Raw genomic sequence first — 21,962 nt, 5'->3', positions numbered from 1 at the left:
TGTGGGCCACGGTCACGCTGTGCCCGGACTTTTCCAACAGTCTGCTGATACTGAAAACCGTTGTTTCGTCGTCTTCGGCCAAAAGAATCCGGCGAGACAGCAGTGGCGCGGTGTGGTTCTCCACCGCAACCTCGTCGTCACAAAACTGCGCCCCATTGCCGAGAGTCACGCAAAAAACAAAGGTAGTCCCGACTCCTTCCTCGCTTTCCACGGCGATGTCCCCGCCCATGAGGCTCACCAGATGCTTGCAGATGGTCAGGCCCAATCCGGCACCCTGATGGTTCCTAGTATATCCCTGGCTTGCCTGGGTGAAGGGTTGGAAAAGATTCTCAAGATCTTCATCCGCAATGCCGCACCCCGTATCTTCAATCGCGAAGAGAACCCGCAATGTATCGTTGCTGCGTGACGGAAGCGCGTAGGCTTCGATGTGCACGTCCCCACTTTTGGTGAATTTGAAGGCGTTGCCGACCAGGTTGGTGAGCACCTGCTGTAGCCTGATGGGATCTCCGACAACCCACATTGGGAGGCCTGGGTCTAGATGACGCGTCAATGCTACGCCGGTCTGGACGGCAACAGGCTCGAAAAGATCAATGGCCTGAGTCATTGCGCTGTGAAGGTTGAAACGGTTGGAACGGATGGGCATCATGCTCGCCTCCACCCGGGAGAGGTCCAAAATGTCCGAGAGCAAGCAGGTCAGTCGATTGGTGGACTGGATTCCCAAGTCGCAGAACTGAATTTGCTCCTTGTCTAGAATGGATGTTTTAAGCAGTTGGAGCATGCCCAGAATGCCGTTTAAAGGTGTGCGGATCTCATGGCTCATGTTGGCCAGAAATTCGGATTTGGCATGGTTGGACGCATCGGCTTGTTTTTTTGCATGGATCAGTTCCTCTTCGACTTTCTTCTGGTGCGTGATGTCGATGTGGCAACCCACCATGCGCAACGGACGCCATTGTTCATCCCATTCGATCACCCGGCCGGAGCAGATGACCCAGACCGTGCCCCCTTTTCTGTGCCGGTATCTGACCTGATTGAAAAAAGGGATTTCGCCACGGCTTGCGACATGCTGTCCAAAAACATCTAGGACCTTGGGCAAATCATCGGAGAAGATCAGGCGTTGCCAGGATTCGGGCGAATTGGGCAATTCGTGATCCTCGTATCCGAACATGCGCTTGAAGGTCGGGCTCAGATATTCCTGGTTCGACTGCAGATCCCAGTCCCAATAGCCAGCCAGGGTGTCTTCCAGAATGAGCTTCAAAATCATCCGCTCCTGTGACAAAGCCTCCTCGATTCGCATTCTCTCGGCCATCTGCTCCTCTATGTTCATCCGCATGGCGTTGATGCCCTCGGCGAGAATATCGATCTCGTCCCGGTGGGACTGCTGCGTGGAGAGGCGCAGAGGGGTCCTCAGCGCCGAGAGGCTGAGGGCGCTGACGAAAGATGAGATCTCAAGCAGACGATTGGCCACGGTGGATCGAAATGTTCTGCTCACCAGGAAGGAGATAAGGGCGGCGCACGAGAGCTGGGTGAAAAGGATGAACAAAAATATATGACTCAGCTGGGATCGCATTTCCTTGAATCCGCCGGTAACGTGCACGGTGCCCAGCATGACGTCCTGGCCGTTGTGGGCCTGCACCAAGGGAAACGATTTTGACATCAGGCTCTCTTCGGGCGGGGCTCCGAGCGTGATGGTGTCCATGCCGTCGAGGACAATCTTCACATGGACGATATGCCTGCGTCCGACGATTCCTTCGGCTTGCGCCTTGAGCAACTCCGTGTTGGCGGTCCAGGCGCTCTGCGTCAGGCCTCGCTTGATGTCCTGTTCGATGCTTGCAAACTCGTCGTCAATCTGTTGCTGAACCAGCCTGTATTCAAAGCCGAGGATGACCAGACAGACGATCAGCGACACGAAGAAACTTGCCGCGACGACGCGCATAATAAACGCGAGTTTCAACGAGGAGAAAGGGCTTGCCGATTCTTGTCCGCTCATTTTTCAGGGACGCCCGTCAGCTTGACCAAAAATGCGCTCGTACGTTCCGTCGGCCTTGATGCTCCGCAACGCCTGTTCTAAATGAGGGACAAGCGTCTGATACTCGCGATTCAGATAGAGATACATGTCGTGTACGGCCAATGGCGGTTCCACGACGAGCACATCGGTCAAGCCGAATTCACTCAGGTAATGGCCGCCTCCCCATCGATCGAAGATGATCACGTCTACGCGATCATTCCTGAGCAGGGCAAAAAGCTGCGCAGGATTGTCGACCTTGGTGATCGTCCGGGCGACCACGTTCTCTTCCAGAATTTTCCAGCCGGTGATGAACCCGACATCCAGGCCGCGCAGATCGTCCCAGCTTCGGACTGAAAGATCTTGCCTGCGTGTGAACGCCATGAATTCATAGACCATGTTCTTTTCCTGAACCTGGACAAGCTCGGGGTACTTCACCGAAAGGCCGGCCACTCTGTTGATGTCGCCGTCCGTGTCCCCAGACGCGGCGCTGATCAGTCCTCTTTCGCTGGGCAAGGTGACCAAGGTGACGGGCACTCCTGCCCGTGCGAAAGTCTCCTTCGCCAAACGGTCGAGCATGCCTGTTCCCTCGGGGACGCTCAAAGGCGGAGCCAGCGTGGTGCTGATCCTGAGCGCGTCACCTGCAAGACAAGGCGAAGAGACTAGGAGCATCAATAACGTCAGAAAATAACTCATGAAACGACTCCCTTCAGCAAATCTTCCTCGCAGGGCACCGAACCGACAGCGCCCTGATTGGTGACTGGAACTGGATTACATCTTGACCAAAAAAATATGATATTTTCTCGGTAAAAGCTAGTGAGGGATGCTTGGGAGAAGGGATTTTTCCACGTGTTGCAGCATGAGTGCCTTCATGTTTTAGGTGGGTTTGACCTGCCGGGAAACTTCGGACCACTCAATTTTTGAGGGATTACCGGGTTTGTATGCTTTCGGACTGGCCGGGCTCCTGCCAGGGAAGCTCCTGCGGAGTACGCTGGCGTTGGGCCTCGTCACGTTGCCGTTCCCGTCGTTGCGGCGTCGCCTGACCTTCTTCCTTTTGTCGAGATTCGACCAGTGGGCTCCGGGACGCGGATTCATCACGCCGCTGTGGTCGTTCCGGGATGGTTTCCCGCTGCCGTTGCCCGAATTGGGAGGACCGTACCCGGTCTTGCTCGCGTCCCTGCCGGCTCACGTCACCGGACTTTTGCCGTCCCTGATCGGAGAGCGGACGGTCTTGATGGTACTCCCGGCGTTCGCGGTTCTTTCGGTCGCTCCGGGCCTTGGCTGCCTCCTCGTTTGCTTGCCGGCGATCAAGGTACGGTTGCGTGTGCCGAGGGGCCTGGGGGCCGCGGTCTTGATTTTGGCCACGAATTTTCGAATCACGGTCGTCCGTCGGCCGGTTCGCAAAGAGCGGCTGTGCGGATCGGGAGGGCCCACGCTCCCGGGAGAACTCCTGCCTGTGGTCAGGCGTCTGCACCGTTTTACGCCGACGGTCTTCAAAACGGGAAGACGGGTGCTGCTCCGGTTGTCGGAGTCGGGAGCCATCCCGGACCGATTCGCCCAGACCGGACTGCCGATACGGCGCCGGGTGGAAACCGCGAACGCCCCAGTTCTTTTCCTTTTCCCAGTAGCGGTTGTTCTGCCACCGTTTCCAGTCACGCTGGACGCTGGGGGCGGGGATGCGTTCGCAGTCCCACGGGTGTCCGTTCCAGCGCCGTTGCCTGTAGAATTTCCTCCAATCCGGATGTATTTCACGATAGAATCCGGGGGCGCCTGTGTAGGCGCTCCAGCCGCGATCGTAGTACCGGGACGTGTACCACCGCCCATCCCACAGCCTCCACCACCAGCCGACGTTGAAGAAGATATCGTCCGCAACCTCGGTCATGACATAGACGTATGTCCCCGGGATGACGACGAGAGACGGATGGCCGTAAAAGCCGGCATGCGGAGGCTGAACAGGGCTGACGCTCAGCGCGCAACCAGAAAGCGCGAGCGCGGAAAGGAGGATGAATGTTGCCAGTGATTTTTTCATGGTGTGCCTTGTTTATGGGTTGCCCTGGCGAGATGGTTCGCCGGACTTCCGCAGACCCTATCTCCAGGCCGGGCCCGTTTCCTCCAGATAAAGCAAAAAGCGAACCTGATCTTGATCGGCCCATTTTCTCGGTGCATGGCCTCGCAATGGTCGTGGGTAGGACGACGTGGTTCCGTGCAGGCAGAGGGGTGGTTCGAGAAAGATTTTCCATCCCGGCCGAGGGATGCGCAAACTCTGCACGGTGATGTGCATGGTTTCGAGGTATTCCGGTTCCGCGGATTTTACGTTCGTCACGGAAACACCGGCTCGTGAGTCGGGCCTTGCACCCTGACGCGGCCATGTGCTCGAATCCGAAAAGCAAGGGGGCCCGCGTCATAAGACGCGGGCCCCCTTGTGTGCTTGGCAAAGCCGGTCCGGGACCGGCGCTTCAGGTTACTTCGCCGTCGCAGTCTAAGGCTGTTGGTTCGTGTTGGGGTTTACGCGGATCTCCACGCGGCGGTTGAGCTGGCGTCCTCCGGGATTGTCGTTGGAGGCCACGGGGCGGGTCTCGCCGAAGCCGACGGCGCTGATCCGGGACGGATTGACTCCGCGTTCCGTGAGCAGGCGCTGCACGCTCCAGGCCCGTCGCTCGGAGAGTTGCTGGTTGTAGGCGTCGGAACCGGTGCTATCCGTATGTCCTTCGACCACGATGGTCGTCTGCGGGTATCTGACGAGAACCTGCGCGATGCGTTCGATTTCGTTGTAGAGACCGGGCAGGACCACGTCGGAGTCCACGCCAAAGGTCACGTCTCCCTTGAGGGTCAGGGCCAAAAGGTCGCCTTCGCGCCGGATCGCCACTTCTTCGGACTGGGACAGGGCCTGGCGCATTTCCGCTTCCTGGTTGTCCATCATGCGCCCGGCTCCGGCTCCGGCCAGACCGCCGATGGCTGCTCCGGCAGCGGCGCCGATGGCGGCGGCCTTGGCGTCACGCCCGATGATCCCGCCCAATACGGCGCCGGCTACAGCGCCGCCACCCGCACCGTATACGGCGCCCTTGGTGGTTTTGGACTGCTGATCCATGGTGGCGCAACCGGTCGCTGCAAATACGACAATCAATACGATCATAAAGATTTTTTTCATGGTGATGCCTTCCTTTGAGGCTGATGTTTTTGGCTCATTATCCCAACATAGGTCTGTTCTCATGCACCGTCAATATTTGCAGTGGTGCCGTCATCTTGGTGCATCTGAAACACATTGCATGCAGCGGGCCATGTCATGCGGGCTGGGCTGAAAACAAAGGGTTTCGGCTGTAAAGAAGGATGTCTCTGCCCATGGATTGGGCGCTGTGATAGAAGGTGAAAAATTGGACGAGTTTCTGCAGATGGAAGCGTCTGGTCGCCCCACCCATGCGCAGTTCATGCAGCCTCGCCTCAGAAGCGTCCAGAGCCTTTGTCAGCAAGTCCGTTGAAGGCGTCCGGCCGGAAACGATTTCGCGCATGCCTTCCACGGTTACGGAGGCGAGTTCGCGCAGTTCCCGGTCCATGATGATTTCGTAGCCCTGTCCTTGCTCGCTGTTCAGGGCCTGAAGCATGGTCTGCAGGTGTGATTGGCATTTTTCGAGGGTGCGGACCTTGAGGCCCAAAAGGTCGGTGTCCTCGTGGTACATCCGGCGCTCATGGCGCAATACCTTCTGGAAGAGCTCGCGGTCATCCCTGATATCCTTCTGGAACTGGTCGAGAAGGTGCGGATCAAGCCCGGACTGCATGGCGAGAAAGGCGTCCATGATGGTTTCGTAATGCCTGGCGCAGTCTCCGAACCGTTCCATGAGCCTGGCTTTGAGGGCGGTACCGGCGCGCACCGGCCAGAGGAGGACGCTGACCAAGAAGGCCGCAGCCACGCCCAGGCCGATCTCCACGACTCGGAGCATCCCGAAGACGAGGCGGTTCTCCTGGTCGATACTGGCCAGGACAACGATGCAGACTGTGATGGCGGCCATTCGGTATCTGGCGTTGTAGCGGGTCATATAGGCGCAGAAGCCCACCGAAAGGAACAGGGCCACCACGGTCATGACGGGCGTGGCCGGGAAGAGCAGGATGGCGATCATGCCGATCAGCGCGCCCACGGCTGTCCCCGAGAAGCGATACAGGCACATCTGTACGGAGTCCGCAACATAGACCTGCATGACGATGACGGCGGACAAGGTTGCCCAGTAGCCGTATTTAAGATGGAAAAGATGGGCAATGCCATAGGCCAGCACTGCGGCGATGCCGGTTTTCAAGGCGTGGCGGAGCATGGACTGGTGGGAGTCCGGATCAACGAAAGGCATGTTCATTCCTTGTTTTGAAATCGTATTGCACGGGGTCTTCAGCCACCTTCCGGGCCGGGCGACGCGGAAGCCCCTCTGGTCCCATTATCCAAAAAACGCAAGCGCAGGGCGTGGTTGCGCAACGACAGGCTCGTTGTCTCCCGGTCGGCAAGCGTTGCGTCGTTTATTTTTGCGTGGTAATATTTTTGATAATATTGATCCTAATACGTGGTGTGTTTTTCCAATCCGTTAATCTGCAGCCCTTCATCGAGGTACTCCAATGCGCATGCTTGCTGAATTTTTTCCCGGGTTCACCGCCGCCATGGATAATATGGACGCGCTTTTGGCCAGCAAAAATGTTCTGGACGAGAAGACCTTTCAGTTCATCTGTCTGGCCCTGTCAATCAAGGGGCGCTCCAAGCCCTGTGTGCTCAAGCACTTCAAGGGTGCTCTGGACGCCGGCGCGACCATGGAAGAGCTGTCCTACATCCTGGCCCTGACCATGCGCGAGGCCGCGGGTGCCGACGACTGCTGGACCCACGACGTCCTGGGCGAGTGGAAGCAGATCGTGCTGGGCGGCGTCGACTGTTCCTGTAAAAAATAATCTGGACTCGGTCGATTCGAGCCGCCTTCGTTGGCGGCTCTTTATTTCGGGCGCATTGCCCGGCCTAGTCGTTACAGCCCGTCGGCTCCAAGGATCATGAGCGTCATGGCGTCCCGGCGGCCTGCGAAATAGGTGTCGATGGCCCGGCCAAACAGGTCATTGTCCTCGGCCGCGTGCTCGAACAGGGTCATGGACGAGCAGAATTTGAGGTCGTCCGGGTCTCCGAGGATCTCATGGGCCGTGAGGCCCTGCAGCGCAAGCATGGCCCGGGTGCATTCCCGGAGCCTGGCCCCGAGCACCGGATGCGCGAGGTAGGCCCTGGCCTCGGCCAGGCTCTTGATCGCATAGTGCCGGGCCGCGGGGCTGCGGCCCAGTCCGTCGATCTGCGGGAACACGTACCATATCCAATGGGATGTCTTGCGGCCGGCGCGCAGTTCGGCCAGGGCCCGGTCATACGTGTTTTCCTGAGCCTGCAGAAAACGCTTCAGGTCAAAGGAGTCGTGGGCGTGCATGCTGTCCTCCCGGCCCGGGCCGCTGCCCATGGCCTATGGTTCTAGGTGTCCATTACGCTCATCCGCTCCATATCGTCCACCCTGTCGGCGCGGCCGTCCAAAACACGTTTGCGCATCCCGGCGCCCTGCACTATGACTTGGCTTTCCGCTGCAACCCCCAACCCCGCGTGGTTTTCTTGAACGCTCTCACCGCAGAACACCTGGTCCAGGCCGACGCCTTCATTGCCGAACACCGCGATGCCCCGGGCGCCCTTATTACCGTCCTTCGTCTGTGCCAGGACATAGTGGGCTATTTTCCTCTGGAACTCATCGCACACATCGCTCGGGGCATGGGCATTCCCGTGTCCAGGGTGTACGGGGTGGTGTCCTTCTATTCACTCTTTTCCCTGGAGCCCAAAGGACGCCACCAGGTTCGCGTCTGCACGGGCACGGCCTGCTACGTGCGCGGCGTGCGCGAGGTCCTGGATCGCGTGGAGCGGCGTTTCGGCGTCAAGGCCGGCGGGACCTGCGAGAGCGGCCGATTCAGCCTGGAGCCGGTGCGCTGCCTGGGCGCGTGCGGCCTGGCGCCGGTCATGGTCGTGGACCGTGATACCCATGGCGGGGTCACGCCCGATTCGGCCTGCGAGATTCTGGAGGGGTACGAATGATGACGAACAGACTGGACCGCGCGGGCCTGGCTGCCATGCGCAACCGCGAAAGGGCGCTGCTGGACTCGGACGCGCCGCGCGTCTTCTGCTGCAGCGGGACGGGTTGCCATGCCACGGGTTCCGTGCCGCTCATCGAGGCGCTGCGCGTCGAGGCTGCACGGCAGGGCAGGGGTGTGCAGGTCGTGGAGACGGGTTGCAACGGCTTCTGCGCCCTGGGCCCGGTGGCCGTCGCGCAGCCCGGGAACATCCTGTACTGCAAGGTGCATCCGGATGATGCGGCCGACGTGGTCGCCTCGGCGGGCGGCGAACCGCTGGAGCGCCTGCTCTATCGCGATCCCGAAGGCAACGCGGTGGCGTGCATGGATCAGATTCCCTTCTTTGCCCTACAGCGGCCCTGGACCCTGTGCAACAAGGGCCGCATCGATCCCGGCAACATCGGCCATGCCATCGCCCACGACGGATATCAGGGGCTGGCCAAGGCGCTATTCGATCTTTCCCCGGCGGGCATCGTGTCCGAAATGAAGGCCTCCGGCCTGCGCGGAAGGGGCGGGGCGGGTTTTTCGACCGGCCTCAAATGGGAATTCGCGGCCGCTTCCCCCGGCGAGGTCAAATACGTGCTCTGCAATGCCGACGAGGGTGATCCCGGCGCGTTCATGGACCGCTCGATCCTTGAATCGGACCCGCACGCGGTGCTCGAAGGCATGCTCATCGCGGCCATCGCCATCGGCGCGCGCCAAGGCTGCATCTACTGCCGCTCCGAGTATCCCCTGGCCATCGAGCGGCTGACCGTCGCCATCGAACAGGCCCGGAGCCTTGGCCTGTTGGGTGAAAACATCCTGGGCGGCGACTTCTCTTTCGACCTTGGGATCTACCAGGGCGCCGGTGCCTTTGTCTGCGGCGAGGAGACCGCGCTCATGCGCTCCATCGAAGGAAAGCGCGGCATGCCGGTCCCCAGGCCGCCTTTCCCGGCCCAGAAGGGGCTGTGGGGCAAACCGACGATTCTCAACAACGTCGAGACCTTCGCCAATGTCGGCCGCATCATCCGGCTTGGCGGGGCGCATTACGCGAGCGTCGGCACCGAGGGCAGCAAGGGCACGAAGGTCTTTGCCCTGTCGGGCGACGTGAACAACATCGGGCTGGTCGAGGTGGACATGGGCACGCCGCTGTCCGTGCTGGTGAACGACATCGGCGGAGGGGTGCCGGGCAAGCGCAAATGCAAGGCCGTGCAGCTCGGCGGGCCGTCGGGCGGAAGCATCCCGGCGCATCTGCTGGACACGCCCGTGGACTACGAGGCCATTGCCAAGGTCGGTGCCATCATGGGCTCGGGCGGGGTCATCGTCATGAACGACCGCACCTGCATGGTCGACATGGCCCGCTTCTTCATGGATTTCATCCAGGACGAATCCTGCGGCAAATGCACGCCGTGCCGGGAGGGGACCAGACGGCAGCTCGAAATCCTGACCCGCATCTGCGAAGGCCGGGGCAAGCCCGGTGATCTGCGCACGCTGGAGGACCTGGCCGCGGTCATCACCGACGCCTCGCTGTGCGGTCTGGGCCAGACCGCGTCCAACCCGATCCTGTCGGCCCTGCGTCATTTCAGGGACGAATTCGAGGCCCACATCCAGGAGAAGCGTTGTCCCGCCAAGCGCTGCGTGGCCCTGCTCAGGTTCGAGGTCCGGGAGGACCTGTGCCGCAAGTGCGGGCTGTGTCAAAAGGCGTGTCCGGCCGAAGCAATAACCTGGGCCAAAAAGCAGACCGCCCGCATCGACCGCGAAAAATGCGTGCGATGCCTGGCGTGTTTCCAGGCCTGTCCCTTTGACTGCATCGAATGACGGGAGCGCCATGGAACTGACCATCAACGGCATCACCTGCACCTTCTCCCCCGGCCAGACCATTCTGGAGGCGGCCAAGGCGCACGGCATATTCATACCGACCCTGTGCCATCTGCCGAACTGCGTGCCCACGGGCGCCTGCCGCATCTGCGTGGTGGAGGTCCGGGGCGCGCGCACCCTGGTCGCATCCTGTGCGGCTCCGGCGGCTGCGGGGATGGTTGTCGACACCGACTCCGCACGTGTGCTCCGCGCCCGCAAGACCATTTTGCGTCTCATGCTCGATTCCGGAAATCATGACTGCCTGCTGTGCCCGGCGGCGGGAGATTGCGCCCTGCAGAGTCTTGCGTTCCGCTACGGGGTCGGCACCGGCGCCTTCGAGCGGCCCAGACCCCGCTATTCTCCCGAGACCGGCAATCCGTTCATCGTCCGCGATTTTTCCAAGTGCATCCTGTGCGGGCGCTGCGTGCAGGCCTGCAACGAGATCCAGGTCAATGAGGCCATCGATTTCGGCTACCGCGGCGCGGCCACCAAGATCGTGGCCGGATGCGACACCACACTGGCCGAGTCGGACTGCGTTTTTTGCGGCGAATGCCTTCAGGCCTGCCCGGTGGGGGCGCTGAGCATTCACGATGCGCGCGGCAAATCCCGCCTGTGCGAGACGAGGCCGGTACGCACCACCTGCCCGTATTGCGGCGTGGGCTGCCAGATGGATGTGCACGTGAAGGACGGGCGCATCCAGCATGTTCTTGGCGCCATGGACGGGCACAACGAGGGCAGCCTCTGCGTGAAGGGGCGTTTCGCCCTGGATTTCACCGCGCATCCCGACCGCCTCACGTCTCCGCTGATCCGCCGCGACGGCGAGCTTGTCCCGGCCGGCTGGGACGAGGCCCTTGAACTGGTGGCTTCCCGCCTTCTGGCTCTGCGCGAGAAGCATGGACCGCAAAGCCTGGGTTTTCTGGCCTCGGCCCGCTGCACCAACGAGGAAAACTACCTGTTTCAAAAAATGGCGCGCTGTATGGGCACCAACAACGTGGATCACTGCGCCCGGCTGTGCCATGCCTCCTCCCTTGAGGCGCTGGTGCAGGCCTTTGGCAGCGCCTCGCCGACCAATGTCATGGCCGATGTGATCAACGCCGATGTGATCCTGGTCACCGGCTCCAACACCACCGAAACGCACCCCGTGTTCTCGAATCGCATCAAGCGCGCCGCCCGCTCCGGGGCCACGCTTGTGGTCGTTGACCCGCGCGCGATCGGCCTGACCCGCCACGCCCACCTCTGGCTGCGCCCAAGGCCCGGCACCGACATCGCGTGGATCAACGGCCTCATGTACGTCATCCTGCGCGAAGGCCTGGAGAATCGGGACTTCATGGATCGCCGGACCGAAGGGTTCGAGGAGTTGCGCGAGGCTCTGGCCGTCTATACCCCCGCATATGTGCAGTACGAGACCGGAATTCCGGCCGCGGACCTTGAGCGGGCGGCACGCCTCTACGCCCGGGCGGGAGCCGCGACTATTCTGTACTGCATGGGCATCACCCAGCATACCTGTGGCACGGACACGGTGCTGGCCCTGGCCAATCTGGCCATGCTCTGCGGTCAGGTCGGCCGCCCGGGAGCGGGAATCAATCCGCTGCGGGGACAGAACAACGTGCAGGGCTCCTGCGACATGGGCGGATTGCCGGGCGTGCTGCCCGGATACGGACGGGTGGACGACGGTGCGGCTCTGGGGCGGATTGAAAGCCTGTGGAAGATGTCCCTCTCCAAGACTCCGGGCCTCACTGCGACCGAGATGTTTGCCTCGCCGGGGCTTCGGGCCATGTACATCATGGGTGAGAACCCCGCCGTGTCGGACGCGGATGCGCCGCATGCGCAGGCCAGGCTCAGGGCTCTTGATTTTCTGGTCGTGCAGGACATTTTTCTGACCGAGACCGCGCGGCTTGCCGATGTGGTCCTGCCTGCGGCGTCTGCGCTTGAAAAGGACGGCACCTTCACCAACACCGACCGCCGCGTGCAGCGTGTGCGGGCGACCGTGCCGTGTCCGGGAGAGGCGCTCCCGGACTGGCGCATCCTGAACCTTCTGGGCCCGCGCCTGGGCGTGCCCATGGGCTACGATCGTCCCGAAGAGATCATGCGCGAGATAGCCCTGGCCGCACCCATCTACGGCGGCATCGATTATCGTCGCATCAGGCGGGAGGGGCTCGTCTGGCCCTGCCCGGATCAGGCTCATCCCGGCACTCCCATCCTGCACCGCGAGACCTTTCCCCGGGGCAGGGGACGCTTCATCCCGACGCACCCGCAAGCCCCGGCGGAGATGCCGGACCTGGACTACCCCTTCGTGCTCAGCACCGGCAGGGTGCTCGAGCATTATCACACCGGCACCATGACCCGCAAAAGCGAGGGCCTGAACCGGATCATGCCCTCATGCCCGGTCGAGATTCACCCCGAGGATGCCGCGCGTCTCGGGATAGCGCCCGGCCAGCAGGTCCGGGTGGCGTCGAGGCGGGGCGAGATCACGGTTACGGCCACGGTCACGCGTCGCGTCACGCCGGGGCTGGTTTTCATTCCCTTTCATTTCGCCGAGGCGGCGGCCAACGCCCTGACCAACTCCGCCCACGACGCCACGGCCGGGATTCCGGAGTTCAAGGTGTGCGCGGTGCGTATCAGCGCATGCTGAAGGAGACGCGATCGGGCAGGGGCGAGCAGATTGCATGAAAGGTGTTGTGACGGCTTGTGCTGTTTGGGGTCAACCGGGAGTCAAGGCTGTTTTGATGATTAACAATTTGAAAATATTACTTATTTTTGTAGTTCTGACGATTTCGAATCTGGTCGGGTCAACGCCGCTCCCGGCCGAGGAGGCGGCGGAGGTTGTGCTGGTCAATGCGCCCTACCCACCCTACGTCATGCCGCAAGGCGACCCCCTCGGGCCGGGAATAGACATGGAGGTGGCCATGACGGCCCTTGAAAACATGGGCGTCAGGACTACCGTCCAGTTGGTCCCGTTCAAGAGGGCGCTGGCCCTGCTGGAGCAAGGCCGGGCGGACCTGACCACATCCCTGAGTTTTCGTGTGGAGCGGGACAGGTATCTGCTCTGGTCGCTGCCTTACCGGACCGACACGAGCTACATTTTCTTCACCAGGAAAGACGCATCCTTTGAGCCAAGGCGTGTCGAGGATCTGCGGGGCAGGAGCGTGGGAGTCGTGCGCGGTTTCGTCTTTCCGTCCGTGTTCGCCGATGATGCGGCCATCGTGAAGGTTGAAGCGCCGCATGTCGCAAGCCTGATGGGCATGCTGCTGGAGGGGCGGTTTGACGCGCTCATCGTCAACAGCATCGTCGGCAAGCACGAACTGATGGCCACAGGCAGGATGGCCGAAGTGAAACAGGCCCCGTTCAGTCTCAGAAGTCCGGACGACAAGGGCACGGTCATGGGCTTTTCCAAAGCTCGCGTTTCGCGGGAATTCGTGGAGCGCTTCGATGCGGAACTCAGGAAGATGCTGGACGATGGAACCGTCGACAGGATCGAAGACAAGTATTTGAACTAGGCGGCCGCGTTTGTCTCGAAGACCGGCTGTCCTGAATTCCTCCGTGCTGCGTCATGGACGGGGGAGAATCTTCGGGCCGCTTACGCTCCTGCCACGAGCCAGGCATGAAATTCCCTCTTCATCTTGAAACCCACGCCCACGGCGCCCTTGTGCAGATACAGGCAGTAGGCCCAGTCCGGGGCGTAGGCGCTGCTGGTCGAGGACCAGTAGGCTTCGCGGATGTCCGTGAAGGGATGGTTTTCGGGCAGGGCGGGGTTGTGGTGCTCGGCGTTGACCAGCGATTCCAGTTCGCGGATGGTCGGCAGACGCCATTTGCGGCCCTGTTCGCGCCCTCCAGTCGCGGCCGACAGCGCTTCCTCCCAGGTACAGATCCCCAGCGGATCCGTTGACCTGGCCCACAAAAGTCCTGTCAGCATATCCCGCACTCCGCCTTCTTCGACCACAAACCGGGGCTCCGGCCAGGGAGCGCCTGTGCGCAACTCCCCGTCCTGGCCTGCCGCCGCGCATTCGATAACACTCCCTGCGGAGTCCCAGCACCGCCGTTGCCCGGTGCGGGCAAGCACGTGGCTGTATCCCCGCACCGGCCAGACCATGGCGTCGCGGGTCTTGTCTCCGTAGAACATGCGGCCGCCTTCAAGATGTACGCGCCAGGCGCAGTCCGGGGCGATGGCGGCCGTGGTAGAGGTCCAGTACCAGGTCTGGCTGACCGTGAAGGGGTGCCCGGCAGGCAGGGCGGGGCGATGGTGGTTGTAGCTGACAAGGCTTGAAAGCTCGCGGCGGTTGGGCAGACGCCAGTCGGCATGGCCGAAGGCGTTCTCGCGGTTCATGTCGGCCACGGCGGCCAGGGCCTCGGTCCAGGACATGGGGAAGTCGCCCACGGAGGCCGTGCGCGGCCAGACGAGACCCGTTAGGAGGTCCTGCGCCAGTTCGTTTTCCAGCAGTCTGAACCTTGGGACCGGCCACGCGATTCCGGTGCGAAACTCTCCGTCCTGACCGCTGCCCGTGCAGTCCACGGGGATTCCCTTTGCGTTGAAGCACAGGGTCTGACTGGTGGCCAGGACGTGACGGGCGGGGGGTGATGCCATGCCTACTCCGCGCAGTCCACGCAAAGCGTGGCTTCGGGCATGATCAGGAGGCGGCCGGCGGCGATATCTTCGCCGCATTCGGCGCAGATCCCGAAATGTTCGTCGTCAACCCTGTCCAGGGCGCGTTCAAGTCGCATCAAGGTTCGTTTGGAATCCGTCAGGCGCTGGCCGCTGATGGCCTGGTTGGCCATGGAGTCCATGCGCGACAGCCGTCCGATGGGCTGATCCAGGGATACGGGCTTGGAGGTTTCTTCCAGCTGGGTGATGGTGATCCGGAGCTCCTGCATGCGCTTTTTGATGCGTGCCTTGATTTCCCGGCGCTGTTCAGGGGTCATTTTTGGTCCTTGAATAGGTTGTGCGGCCGCTCCGTTTTTCAGAGATCACTCGCGACGTGAACACGCATTATAAATGCCAAAGCAACGCAGGGTCAATGTGCACGGGAGAATACGGGCATGTAGCATACATGGCCTCCCGTCTTCTCGGAAATGACGTAGTGGCCGGGTCGGTCCATCTTTTTGATTGAATGAAGTCCAATCAGGAATGCGGTCGCTTCACTTTTTGACCTCGCAGCGCATGAAAGGGTCGCACGCCCCGGCGTGCGACCCTTTCATGCGCTGTTTTCAAGCCGCTTCCTATCCGGGCGTGCGGAAGTAGATCACGGACTGGGCGCTCATCTTTTTCACGATCTCCTTGCCTTCGGCCTCAAGTTCCATCTTCAGGATTTCCTTCTCTCCGAAGCGGATGGCGTCGGTTAGACAGACCTCGGCGCAGACCGGTTTTTCGCCCACGTGCACCCGCTCCCAGCACAGGTCGCATTTGTGGGCCTTGCTTGCGGCCGTGTCGAACTGGATGACTCCGTACGGGCAGGCTTCGATGCAGTCGCGGCTGCCCCGGCATTTTTCCGCAAGGATGCGCACGATGCCGGTCTGTTCATCCTTGACGATGGCTTCGGCCTTGCACGCCTTGATGCAGGCCGCGTTCCTGCAATGCTGGCAGGGCATGACCCAGGATCGGATGGCGATGTTCGGGTACGTTCCCTGGCGATCGCTCTCAACACGCAGATAATAGGGCATCATGCCGGGCATGGCCGAGGCGTGATTGACAAGCCCGTGGTAATTGCGACAGGCCGCCACACAGGTCTTGCAGCCGATGCAGCGGTTCAGGTCAATGGCGAGACTTAATTGTTTCATGGCTTGCCTCCTTCATCGTTCCACGGTGACGCGGGTGGACACGTGCGATTCTCCGCCGACCAGGTCCTGCCAGTCGAGCGTCATGCCCGAATCCGGGATGAGGACGTTGTCGCTGACTCCTTCGCCAAGCACCGCCACACGGCCGACGGTGGCGCCGAAGCCGTGGTGCAGGCCCAGGCAGTCGGGGCGGATGCGCTCGGTGCACTTGGCCCGGACTTTGATCCGGCCGGTGCGGGAGCGCACGGTGACTAACGCCCCGTCTTCGATGCCGAGCTTTTTGGCCGAGGCAGTATTGACGAGCAGCGGATTCTCCATGATTCCGCCGATGGGGTCGCGCAGTTGCGGGTTGTTGTGGGTCCACTGGCCCGATCCCTGGTGGAAGATGGTCCTGTAGGAGATGAGAAAGAACGGGAACTCTCCGGCATCGACCTCATATTCGGGGGCCAGGCCCACGCGCGGCAGGGCCTGGTTCACATCCTCCAGGTCCTCCCAGTAGAGGTGGACCTTTTTGCTGGGTGTGCCGAAGCCGGCCCGCTCATATTTCCTGAAGCCGATGGTTCCGGGCGACCAGAGCCCGCCCATGGCCTGCAGCTTCTCCACCGAAAGACCAAGGCCCGCCAGCTGGATGTCGTAGTATTCCAGATCATCCTTGAAGACGAAGTATTCGGGGCACAGACGCTTGCCGAGCTCGATGAAGACCTCGTTGGAATGCCTGCATTCACCAGGAGCTTCGACCACGGGCTGGCGCAGGGCCAAGCCATGACCGAAGTTGTACCACCAGGGCATGTAGAGCAGTTCCCATCGCTCGAGGTAGGTTTTGTCCGGTAGCACATAGTCAGCATATTTGGCTGTCTCGGAGAGCATTATCTCGTAGCTGATCAGCATTTCCAGCAGATACTGGCCCTTGTCGTCGGTCATGGTCACGGCCTTGCGCCACTCCTCCTGGCCCATCTCTGTCAGGGCCGGGTTGCACTCCGCCGTGACAAGCACCTTCAGGTCGCCGTTCTTGATGGCCTGGGCCTCGTACCAGGTAGGCTCCATGATGAAGGAGTAGTTGCCGAACTTGTCCTTGTCCGGCCCTGTGCGGTGCCAGCCCTTTTCCGCCAGGTTCGGGCCGGCCGGTGCGGGCAGGACCGGCGAGAGCGGCGTCAGGTCGGGCAAGGGCTGGCCGCCGGGGTTGTCGATGTTGCCGGTCACGGCCAGGAAGTTGGTCCAGGCGTGCCCGAAATCCAGGGCCTGTCCGAGCATGATGCCCTTGAAGCTGTCCACGCCCACGGAAGGGGCCGAGGCGCACATCTCGGCCAGCTTCACAATGTCCTGGGCCGGGACGTCGCAGATCTCGCTCATGGCCTCCGGGGTCTTGTCCGCGAGATAGTCCCTGAATTTGTCGAAGTCGCCTTCGCGGATCCAGTTCTCAACGAACCCCTTGTTGTGGAGCCCGTTCATGACGATGTGGTGGGTCATGCCCGTGAAAAGCGCGGTGTCCCCCGAGGGCTTGACGGGAATCCACCAGTCGGCCTTGGCAGCGTCGGCCGTGAAGATGGGGTCGAGGACCACGAGGATGGCGCCGCGATCCCTGGCGTTCAATATGTCGCGGGGCACGGCTGCATCATCGAGGCATCCCATGGCGTGACGTCCGGCGAGGATGATGACTCCGCCCTTGGGCACGGAAGCGAAATTCGGCGGTATGTGATGGTTGGGCACGCCGCCCATGGCTTTGATGCAGGCCACTATCTTGGCCGAGTCGCAGTGCGGCAGGGCGGTGTTGATGAAGCCGCCGTAGGCGTTCAGAAAGCGCCACTTTGGGTCGCTGATGGAATGGGGGAAGAAGCTGGCTGTGAGCTTGTGGGCTTCGCCACAGTCCCGCAGTGCGACGAGCTTGCCGGTGATGGCGTCCAGGGCTTCATTCCAGGTGCATGGTTCGAATTTGCCCTCGCCGCGTTTGCCGATCCGTTTCAGGGGTCGGGTCAGCCTATCCGGGCTGTACTCCAGGGACACACCGGCCATGCCCTTGACGCAGGCCTTGCCGCGGGCCTTCGGGTTGCCCCGGATTTCCTTGAGCACCCCGTCCTCCACCCTGGCCAGGATGGCGCACTCGGCCTTGCACTGGTAGCACACGGTGGGAATCCATTTACTGTTCATGTTTTTCCTCCTTCGTGTTTGGCCCGGAAATCGGATCGGGCCCGTCCGCTGTCGGCGCAGTGGCGAGCGTGCACTTGTTTTTCACCTCCGTGACCAGCACGCGCGCGCCGAAGAAATGGTGCAGGGAAAGAATGGCAAGTCCTGCCGTCATGATCCAGAGACCGGCATTGTAGGCGGCCGCACTCCATGGCTTGGCACACATGAAGAGCGTGGCCAGGATGCAGATCCCACCCCCTATGATGTCGGGTTTGGCCATGCCCAGATTGAACCAGCTGCGCCCGCAGCCTTCCTCGGGTGGCGGGCACTCGAACCAGAAGCGGTTCCAGATCACGCCGAAGATCACGGCCAGGACGGCGCCCCAGGCCATATGCAGAGGAAGGAGCAGAGCCGGGGCAGGCAGCGGCAGGATGGCCGGGATGGCCGCCGTGGCGGCCGCCGGGGGGTGGTCGGCGTCGAGGAGTTGCATGAGCGCGGCCGAGAGCAGCACTGCGAGGCACAGCTTCACGGGCACGGCCAGGGCGGTGTCCCCGAAGAGCAGGTCGCCTGCGGCCACGCCCAGGAGCCCCCCCACCGTGGCGATGAAGTGCCCGACGATGACCGACTTGGGCCGCGCGACGCGCAGGTACGTGCAGGTGGCGCCGATGAAGCAGGTGGCGGCCAGGGGAGGGTAGAGCACTCCCACGCCCGTGGCATGGCTGGTCAGGGCGATGGCTGCCAGGAAAAGGCCGGCGCCGATGGAGCCCCACAGGATGCGTGAAAGGGAGATGACTCCGGGCCGGTAGACGTCCTGTCTGAACTCCCGTCTGTTCGGCAGGACCAGCCGTATCTCGATCATGGTATCCCCTCTCGTTTGCGTTCGTGCGCCGGTATGGCGCAGATCTCATTGAAGGAGAGTGCCATGCAGGGGAGAAAAGGTTCGGTTGGTTTGCAACCGACCGGAATCATTAGTGGCTGGACAGGAGGAACGAGTTCATGTCGCAGGGGCGATCGAGCATGCCAGCGCGTACGGCCAGGTCCATGACGTGTTCGGCCCTGGCTCTGTCGGGAGAAAGATCCCGGAAGGTCACGAATCCGCTGTCCAGCACGAAGGCGGCCGCTTCCCTGTCCACGCCGGTGTAGAGTGACTGGATGGTTGCGCTCTCCCGGGGGCGTGCGTGTGCGTAGTCCGCGGCGGATTTGATGAGCTTCAGATAGTTGTTCAGCAGTTCGGGTTTGTTGTGCGCGAAATCCGTGCGCACGGCGAGGATGCAACAGACGTGGTCCGGCGCCAGTTCGCGGGAGCGGATCATGACGGTCCCTGCCCCGGCGTTTTCGGCCATGAGGCCCCAGGGTTCGGCACAGAAGAATCCGTCGAGGTTTCCCTGGACCAGGGGCCGGGTCATGAACGACGGGTTCAGGTAGACGGGCCGGAACGGTCCGGTCCCCTGTCCGAGGCCCAGGACCGACCGCAGCAACATGCCGTGGGTGGAAAGGGGATGGGGCAGCCCAATGGTCGTTCCGGCGAGGTCGCGGCTTTGGAAGCGGCCGCGGGGCATGGATGCATGCATGGTGATGGCGCTGCCTTCGTGATGCCCGTCCAGCGCCCACTTCAGGGCTTGTCCCCGGTTGTGCAGGACCATGGCCAGGGGCGCCATCATCATGGCCGCATCCAGGGATTCGTTGACCAGGGCGCGGGTCAGCTCGGACCAGGACAGGAATTTACGCAGGCTGACATGGAAGGACCTCTGATCGTGGTGCTGGTGAGCGATCATGGGCAGGAGGTGGTCCGAGATGGGCAGGTAGCCGACGCGGATGGTCTCGGCACGCTGACCGCCCAACGCACGCATCATCAGGTTGCGGGTCTCGTGCAGTCGGCGTTTGATGGTGCCTACGGGCACCCCCAGGGACAGGGCTATCTCCTCGTGGGAGCGGCCCAGCAGATAGCGCTGCACGGCGGCTTCCCGGTAGACTCCCGACAGAGCCTCCAGAAAGGTCTGGATCATGTCCCGTGTCTGGAAGCGGGCGTAGTGCTCGAAAGGGTCCAGATCATCAGAGGGCAGGTTTTCGATATTATCAAGATCGGACGTCAGGATGTCCGGGGTGCGCGTGCGCAGCATGCGACGGCAACTGTTGGTCACGACGCCGCGCAGCCAGCTCGGGAACGCGTCAGGGTTGCGCAGACCGGGAAGATGCAGCCATGCGGCCAGCAGCGCTTCCTGCAATGCATCCTCGGCCAGGGTGGGATCACGCAGTTTTTGCAGGGCCACGGCCCGGGCCATGGACGAGAACCGGCGCACAAGTTCGGAGAAGGCTTTGGCATCGCCTCCTGTCGCTTGGCGTACAAGGGTCTGATAGGTGTCCATTTCAGTGCGATCCCCGGGCCGGTTATGGGAACTGATTCAGATCATACGACGAATCTTCGCTGGACGTAAAGTCGGTTGGGAAAACGAGACGGACGGCAACGCACAGGATACCTGGCGAGCCGAAGGCTGCTATTCGAATTTGGATTCGAGGATACAAAGCACCCGATTGTGGGCGGGGCTGGTCCTGCAGGATTCCCGTGGTGACTGTTCAGGTAGGGTTTGGGCTTGGCAAAAAAAAGACATCAGCCGAAATTCGGCTTTTTTACATACCCTCTTGTCCGGGCAAATACGACTCAGATTCAAGCCGCCCGGAAAGACCTTTTCCTGGCGGAGGCTTGCGCCATCTCAAGGCCGACACCGTATCTGCTCGAATACAGACCGTCCTGAGGGGCGCACCAGCGAACCATGCCTACGCAGTAGGTTTCGCCCAGCCTCTGCGCGTTTTCGGCTCCGGGCCGGAAAAGGATTTTTACGGGTTCTCCTGCGGTCAGGGGGTGATCCATCTCGATCATCAGCCCCCGGTCGCTGTAGTTGACGACGCGGGACGGGAACGGGCCTCTGGCGGATGCGTACAATTCCACGTTGCACTGCTCAAGGCTGGCCTTTCTCGGAGATTTTCTTTTGTTGATCATGACATATCCTCCCTCAATGATCGGGAAACAGTGTCATCCCTGTAAGTCTGCCCTCGTGTTTTGTCCAGTGATGTATGACAAAAACATCATTGCCCACCAATGATCTTCTGCATCAGTTTGACCACGGCCAGTTCCTTGGCCTTGGCCTCCACGTCCACGGTCATGGCGCGGCCATGCCAGCACTGCGGGACATCGGCGATGTTGATGTAGTCGGCATGGGGCTTGGGATTGCCCTGCCAGCCCTCGCGCGGGGAGGATATGTGGCAGTAGGGTTCGCGGCCGCGCCATGTCGTTGCCGCCAGATCCGTGGCCTCGCATTCGCCAAGGCCGTCGGGGTTGCAGCGGTGGTGGTGCACGTCATAGACCAGCGGCAGGCCCAGGTGCGTGCACATGGGCAACAGGTCGGACACGGTGTAGCTCACATCGTCGTTTTCCACGCTGAGACGCGTGGCCACATTTTCGGGCAGGCGCCTGAACACCTCGGCGAAGCGGGCCAGGGCGGCGTCTTTGTCGCCGTAGGTGCCGCCGCCGTGGACGTTGATGACATCCGCGCCGACCAGTTCGGCCAGAAAGGCGTGGTATTCCAGTTCGCGCACGGAGTTTTCGACCACGTGGGCATGGGGGGAGGACAGGACCACGAACTGGTCCGGATGGAAGCTCAGGCGGATGTCGTGCTCCCGGGCGAACTTTTTGGCGGCGGACAGACGCGTGGAGACTGTATCGGCCTGAGGCAGGTCTTCAAGCTGGTAGCCGACCTCGGGGTGGGTCATGCGCGGGAAAAGGGGCGACATGATGCGAAATGCCCCGATGCCGAGCCGCTGCGCCGCCTGCACGGCCAGGAGCAGGTTGTCCGCGTTGTGCAGGCAGATGTCCGAGACCTTGGCCAGGGCCTTCTTGCGTTCCATGGCGGACAGCACCTTGGCCGTGGTGGTGCGGAAGGAAATCTTTTCGGCCACAAAGAGGCAGCACAGTCCAAAACGCATGAGGTTCCTTGGTGAAACAGGTTGAAGTTCGGAAAATTCCATAACAACCAGTCAGTCTAAAACCGTTCACAAATCAATTCTGGCAAGGCGCGCTTGTGCCCAGCATGGGTAAGCTGATTTTGCCGGGTGAAGTGCAGCCGTC

The 21,962-nt window shown here is 61.6% G+C and carries 19 protein-coding genes; 5 read left to right on the top strand and 14 right to left on the bottom strand.

Going from position 1 to position 21,962, the window contains the following annotated elements:
* From CVU60_13445 to CVU60_13425, 5 genes are all read right to left on the bottom strand, one after another.
* Window positions 1-1,933 (bottom strand): hypothetical protein (locus CVU60_13445; GenBank protein ID PKN41022.1); only part of this gene is annotated, 1,933 nt, incomplete at its 3' end.
* A 57-nt stretch (window positions 1,934-1,990) separates the two neighbouring features.
* On the bottom strand, window positions 1,991-2,698 hold the full coding sequence (locus CVU60_13440; protein PKN41021.1) for a hypothetical protein: 708 nt from the start codon (window positions 2,696-2,698) through the stop codon (window positions 1,991-1,993).
* Between the two features lie 232 nt (window positions 2,699-2,930).
* The gene (locus tag CVU60_13435) at window positions 2,931-4,031 is read right to left on the bottom strand and encodes a hypothetical protein (protein PKN41020.1); all 1,101 of its coding nucleotides are present in this window, start codon (window positions 4,029-4,031) and stop codon (window positions 2,931-2,933) included.
* A 450-nt stretch (window positions 4,032-4,481) separates the two neighbouring features.
* On the bottom strand, window positions 4,482-5,150 hold the full coding sequence (locus tag CVU60_13430) for a hypothetical protein (protein ID PKN41019.1): 669 nt from the start codon (window positions 5,148-5,150) through the stop codon (window positions 4,482-4,484).
* A gap of 133 nt (window positions 5,151-5,283) precedes the next feature.
* Window positions 5,284-6,336: an FUSC family protein gene (locus CVU60_13425; protein PKN41018.1), complete on the bottom strand. Its 1,053-nt coding sequence runs from the start codon at window positions 6,334-6,336 to the stop codon at window positions 5,284-5,286.
* A 259-nt stretch (window positions 6,337-6,595) separates the two neighbouring features.
* Here CVU60_13425 and CVU60_13420 point away from each other — a divergent pair, with 259 nt between their 5' ends.
* Window positions 6,596-6,919, top strand: a complete 324-nt coding sequence (locus CVU60_13420; GenBank protein ID PKN41017.1) for a carboxymuconolactone decarboxylase family protein — start codon at window positions 6,596-6,598, stop codon at window positions 6,917-6,919.
* 71 nt (window positions 6,920-6,990) lie between these two features.
* Here the strand turns inward: CVU60_13420 and CVU60_13415 are convergent, their stop codons facing one another.
* Window positions 6,991-7,431 (bottom strand): DUF1810 domain-containing protein, encoded by a 441-nt coding sequence (locus CVU60_13415; GenBank protein ID PKN41027.1) that lies wholly within the window; start codon window positions 7,429-7,431, stop codon window positions 6,991-6,993.
* A 35-nt stretch (window positions 7,432-7,466) separates the two neighbouring features.
* Between CVU60_13415 and CVU60_13410 the strand changes: the two genes are divergently transcribed.
* From CVU60_13410 to CVU60_13395, 4 genes are read left to right on the top strand one after another with little or no spacing between them, the layout of a single operon-like run.
* Window positions 7,467-8,078, top strand: a complete 612-nt coding sequence (locus tag CVU60_13410) for an NAD(P)H-dependent oxidoreductase subunit E (GenBank protein ID PKN41016.1) — start codon at window positions 7,467-7,469, stop codon at window positions 8,076-8,078.
* A gap of 35 nt (window positions 8,079-8,113) precedes the next feature.
* The gene (locus CVU60_13405) at window positions 8,114-9,910 is read left to right on the top strand and encodes an NADH-quinone oxidoreductase subunit F (GenBank protein PKN41026.1); all 1,797 of its coding nucleotides are present in this window, start codon (window positions 8,114-8,116) and stop codon (window positions 9,908-9,910) included.
* A 10-nt stretch (window positions 9,911-9,920) separates the two neighbouring features.
* Window positions 9,921-12,581, top strand: coding sequence for a formate dehydrogenase subunit alpha (locus tag CVU60_13400; GenBank protein PKN41015.1), 2,661 nt, complete (start codon window positions 9,921-9,923; stop codon window positions 12,579-12,581).
* 34 nt (window positions 12,582-12,615) lie between these two features.
* Window positions 12,616-13,446, top strand: coding sequence for a hypothetical protein (locus CVU60_13395; GenBank protein PKN41014.1), 831 nt, complete (start codon window positions 12,616-12,618; stop codon window positions 13,444-13,446).
* Window positions 13,447-13,526: 80 nt separating this feature from the next.
* Here the strand turns inward: CVU60_13395 and CVU60_13390 are convergent, their stop codons facing one another.
* From CVU60_13390 to uvdE, 8 genes are all read right to left on the bottom strand, one after another.
* Window positions 13,527-14,531, bottom strand: a complete 1,005-nt coding sequence (locus CVU60_13390) for a hypothetical protein (protein PKN41013.1) — start codon at window positions 14,529-14,531, stop codon at window positions 13,527-13,529.
* A gap of 2 nt (window positions 14,532-14,533) precedes the next feature.
* A complete protein-coding gene (locus CVU60_13385) occupies window positions 14,534-14,866 on the bottom strand; it encodes a conjugal transfer protein TraR (GenBank protein PKN41012.1) in 333 nt (110 codons plus the stop codon).
* 297 nt (window positions 14,867-15,163) lie between these two features.
* On the bottom strand, window positions 15,164-15,721 hold the full coding sequence (locus CVU60_13380) for a 4Fe-4S ferredoxin (protein ID PKN41011.1): 558 nt from the start codon (window positions 15,719-15,721) through the stop codon (window positions 15,164-15,166).
* Window positions 15,722-15,733: 12 nt separating this feature from the next.
* Entirely contained in the window at window positions 15,734-17,863 is a 2,130-nt protein-coding gene (locus CVU60_13375) for a formate dehydrogenase (protein PKN41010.1), read from the bottom strand.
* On the bottom strand, window positions 17,853-18,698 hold the full coding sequence (locus tag CVU60_13370; protein PKN41009.1) for a hypothetical protein: 846 nt from the start codon (window positions 18,696-18,698) through the stop codon (window positions 17,853-17,855). Before CVU60_13370 ends, CVU60_13375 begins: the two co-directional genes overlap by 11 nt.
* Window positions 18,699-18,807: 109 nt before the next feature.
* Entirely contained in the window at window positions 18,808-20,205 is a 1,398-nt protein-coding gene (locus CVU60_13365; GenBank protein PKN41008.1) for a hypothetical protein, read from the bottom strand.
* A gap of 299 nt (window positions 20,206-20,504) precedes the next feature.
* Window positions 20,505-20,837 (bottom strand): hypothetical protein, encoded by a 333-nt coding sequence (locus CVU60_13360; GenBank protein PKN41007.1) that lies wholly within the window; start codon window positions 20,835-20,837, stop codon window positions 20,505-20,507.
* A gap of 86 nt (window positions 20,838-20,923) precedes the next feature.
* The gene (uvdE, locus tag CVU60_13355; GenBank protein PKN41006.1) at window positions 20,924-21,820 is read right to left on the bottom strand and encodes a UV DNA damage repair endonuclease UvsE; all 897 of its coding nucleotides are present in this window, start codon (window positions 21,818-21,820) and stop codon (window positions 20,924-20,926) included.
* Between the last annotated feature and the right edge of the window lie 142 nt (window positions 21,821-21,962).

It is taken from the genome of Deltaproteobacteria bacterium HGW-Deltaproteobacteria-18, from assembly GCA_002841885.1.
In the GTDB taxonomy this organism is placed as follows: Bacteria; Desulfobacterota; Desulfovibrionia; order Desulfovibrionales; family Desulfomicrobiaceae; genus Desulfomicrobium.
Note: the sequence above shows the minus strand (reverse complement) of the source record. Positions and strands in the feature narration are given on the sequence as shown.

Bases quoted from the DNA above. Each gene is read 5' to 3' on its own strand.
- CVU60_13440 (PKN41021.1), bottom strand. From the start codon at position 2,698: ATGAGTTATTTTCTGACGTTATTGATGCTCCTAGTCTCTTCGCCTTGT.
- CVU60_13435 (PKN41020.1), bottom strand. From the start codon at position 4,031: ATGAAAAAATCACTGGCAACATTCATCCTCCTTTCCGCGCTCGCGCTT.
- CVU60_13430 (PKN41019.1), bottom strand. From the start codon at position 5,150: ATGAAAAAAATCTTTATGATCGTATTGATTGTCGTATTTGCAGCGACC.
- CVU60_13425 (PKN41018.1), bottom strand. From the start codon at position 6,336: ATGCCTTTCGTTGATCCGGACTCCCACCAGTCCATGCTCCGCCACGCC.
- CVU60_13420 (PKN41017.1), top strand. From the start codon at position 6,596: ATGCGCATGCTTGCTGAATTTTTTCCCGGGTTCACCGCCGCCATGGAT.
- CVU60_13415 (PKN41027.1), bottom strand. From the start codon at position 7,431: ATGCACGCCCACGACTCCTTTGACCTGAAGCGTTTTCTGCAGGCTCAG.
- CVU60_13410 (PKN41016.1), top strand. From the start codon at position 7,467: ATGGTTCTAGGTGTCCATTACGCTCATCCGCTCCATATCGTCCACCCT.
- CVU60_13405 (PKN41026.1), top strand. From the start codon at position 8,114: ATGCGCAACCGCGAAAGGGCGCTGCTGGACTCGGACGCGCCGCGCGTC.
- CVU60_13400 (PKN41015.1), top strand. From the start codon at position 9,921: ATGGAACTGACCATCAACGGCATCACCTGCACCTTCTCCCCCGGCCAG.
- CVU60_13395 (PKN41014.1), top strand. From the start codon at position 12,616: ATGAAAGGTGTTGTGACGGCTTGTGCTGTTTGGGGTCAACCGGGAGTC.
- CVU60_13390 (PKN41013.1), bottom strand. From the start codon at position 14,531: ATGGCATCACCCCCCGCCCGTCACGTCCTGGCCACCAGTCAGACCCTG.
- CVU60_13385 (PKN41012.1), bottom strand. From the start codon at position 14,866: ATGACCCCTGAACAGCGCCGGGAAATCAAGGCACGCATCAAAAAGCGC.
- CVU60_13380 (PKN41011.1), bottom strand. From the start codon at position 15,721: ATGAAACAATTAAGTCTCGCCATTGACCTGAACCGCTGCATCGGCTGC.
- CVU60_13375 (PKN41010.1), bottom strand. From the start codon at position 17,863: ATGAACAGTAAATGGATTCCCACCGTGTGCTACCAGTGCAAGGCCGAG.
- CVU60_13370 (PKN41009.1), bottom strand. From the start codon at position 18,698: ATGATCGAGATACGGCTGGTCCTGCCGAACAGACGGGAGTTCAGACAG.
- CVU60_13365 (PKN41008.1), bottom strand. From the start codon at position 20,205: ATGGACACCTATCAGACCCTTGTACGCCAAGCGACAGGAGGCGATGCC.
- CVU60_13360 (PKN41007.1), bottom strand. From the start codon at position 20,837: ATGATCAACAAAAGAAAATCTCCGAGAAAGGCCAGCCTTGAGCAGTGC.
- uvdE (PKN41006.1), bottom strand. From the start codon at position 21,820: ATGCGTTTTGGACTGTGCTGCCTCTTTGTGGCCGAAAAGATTTCCTTC.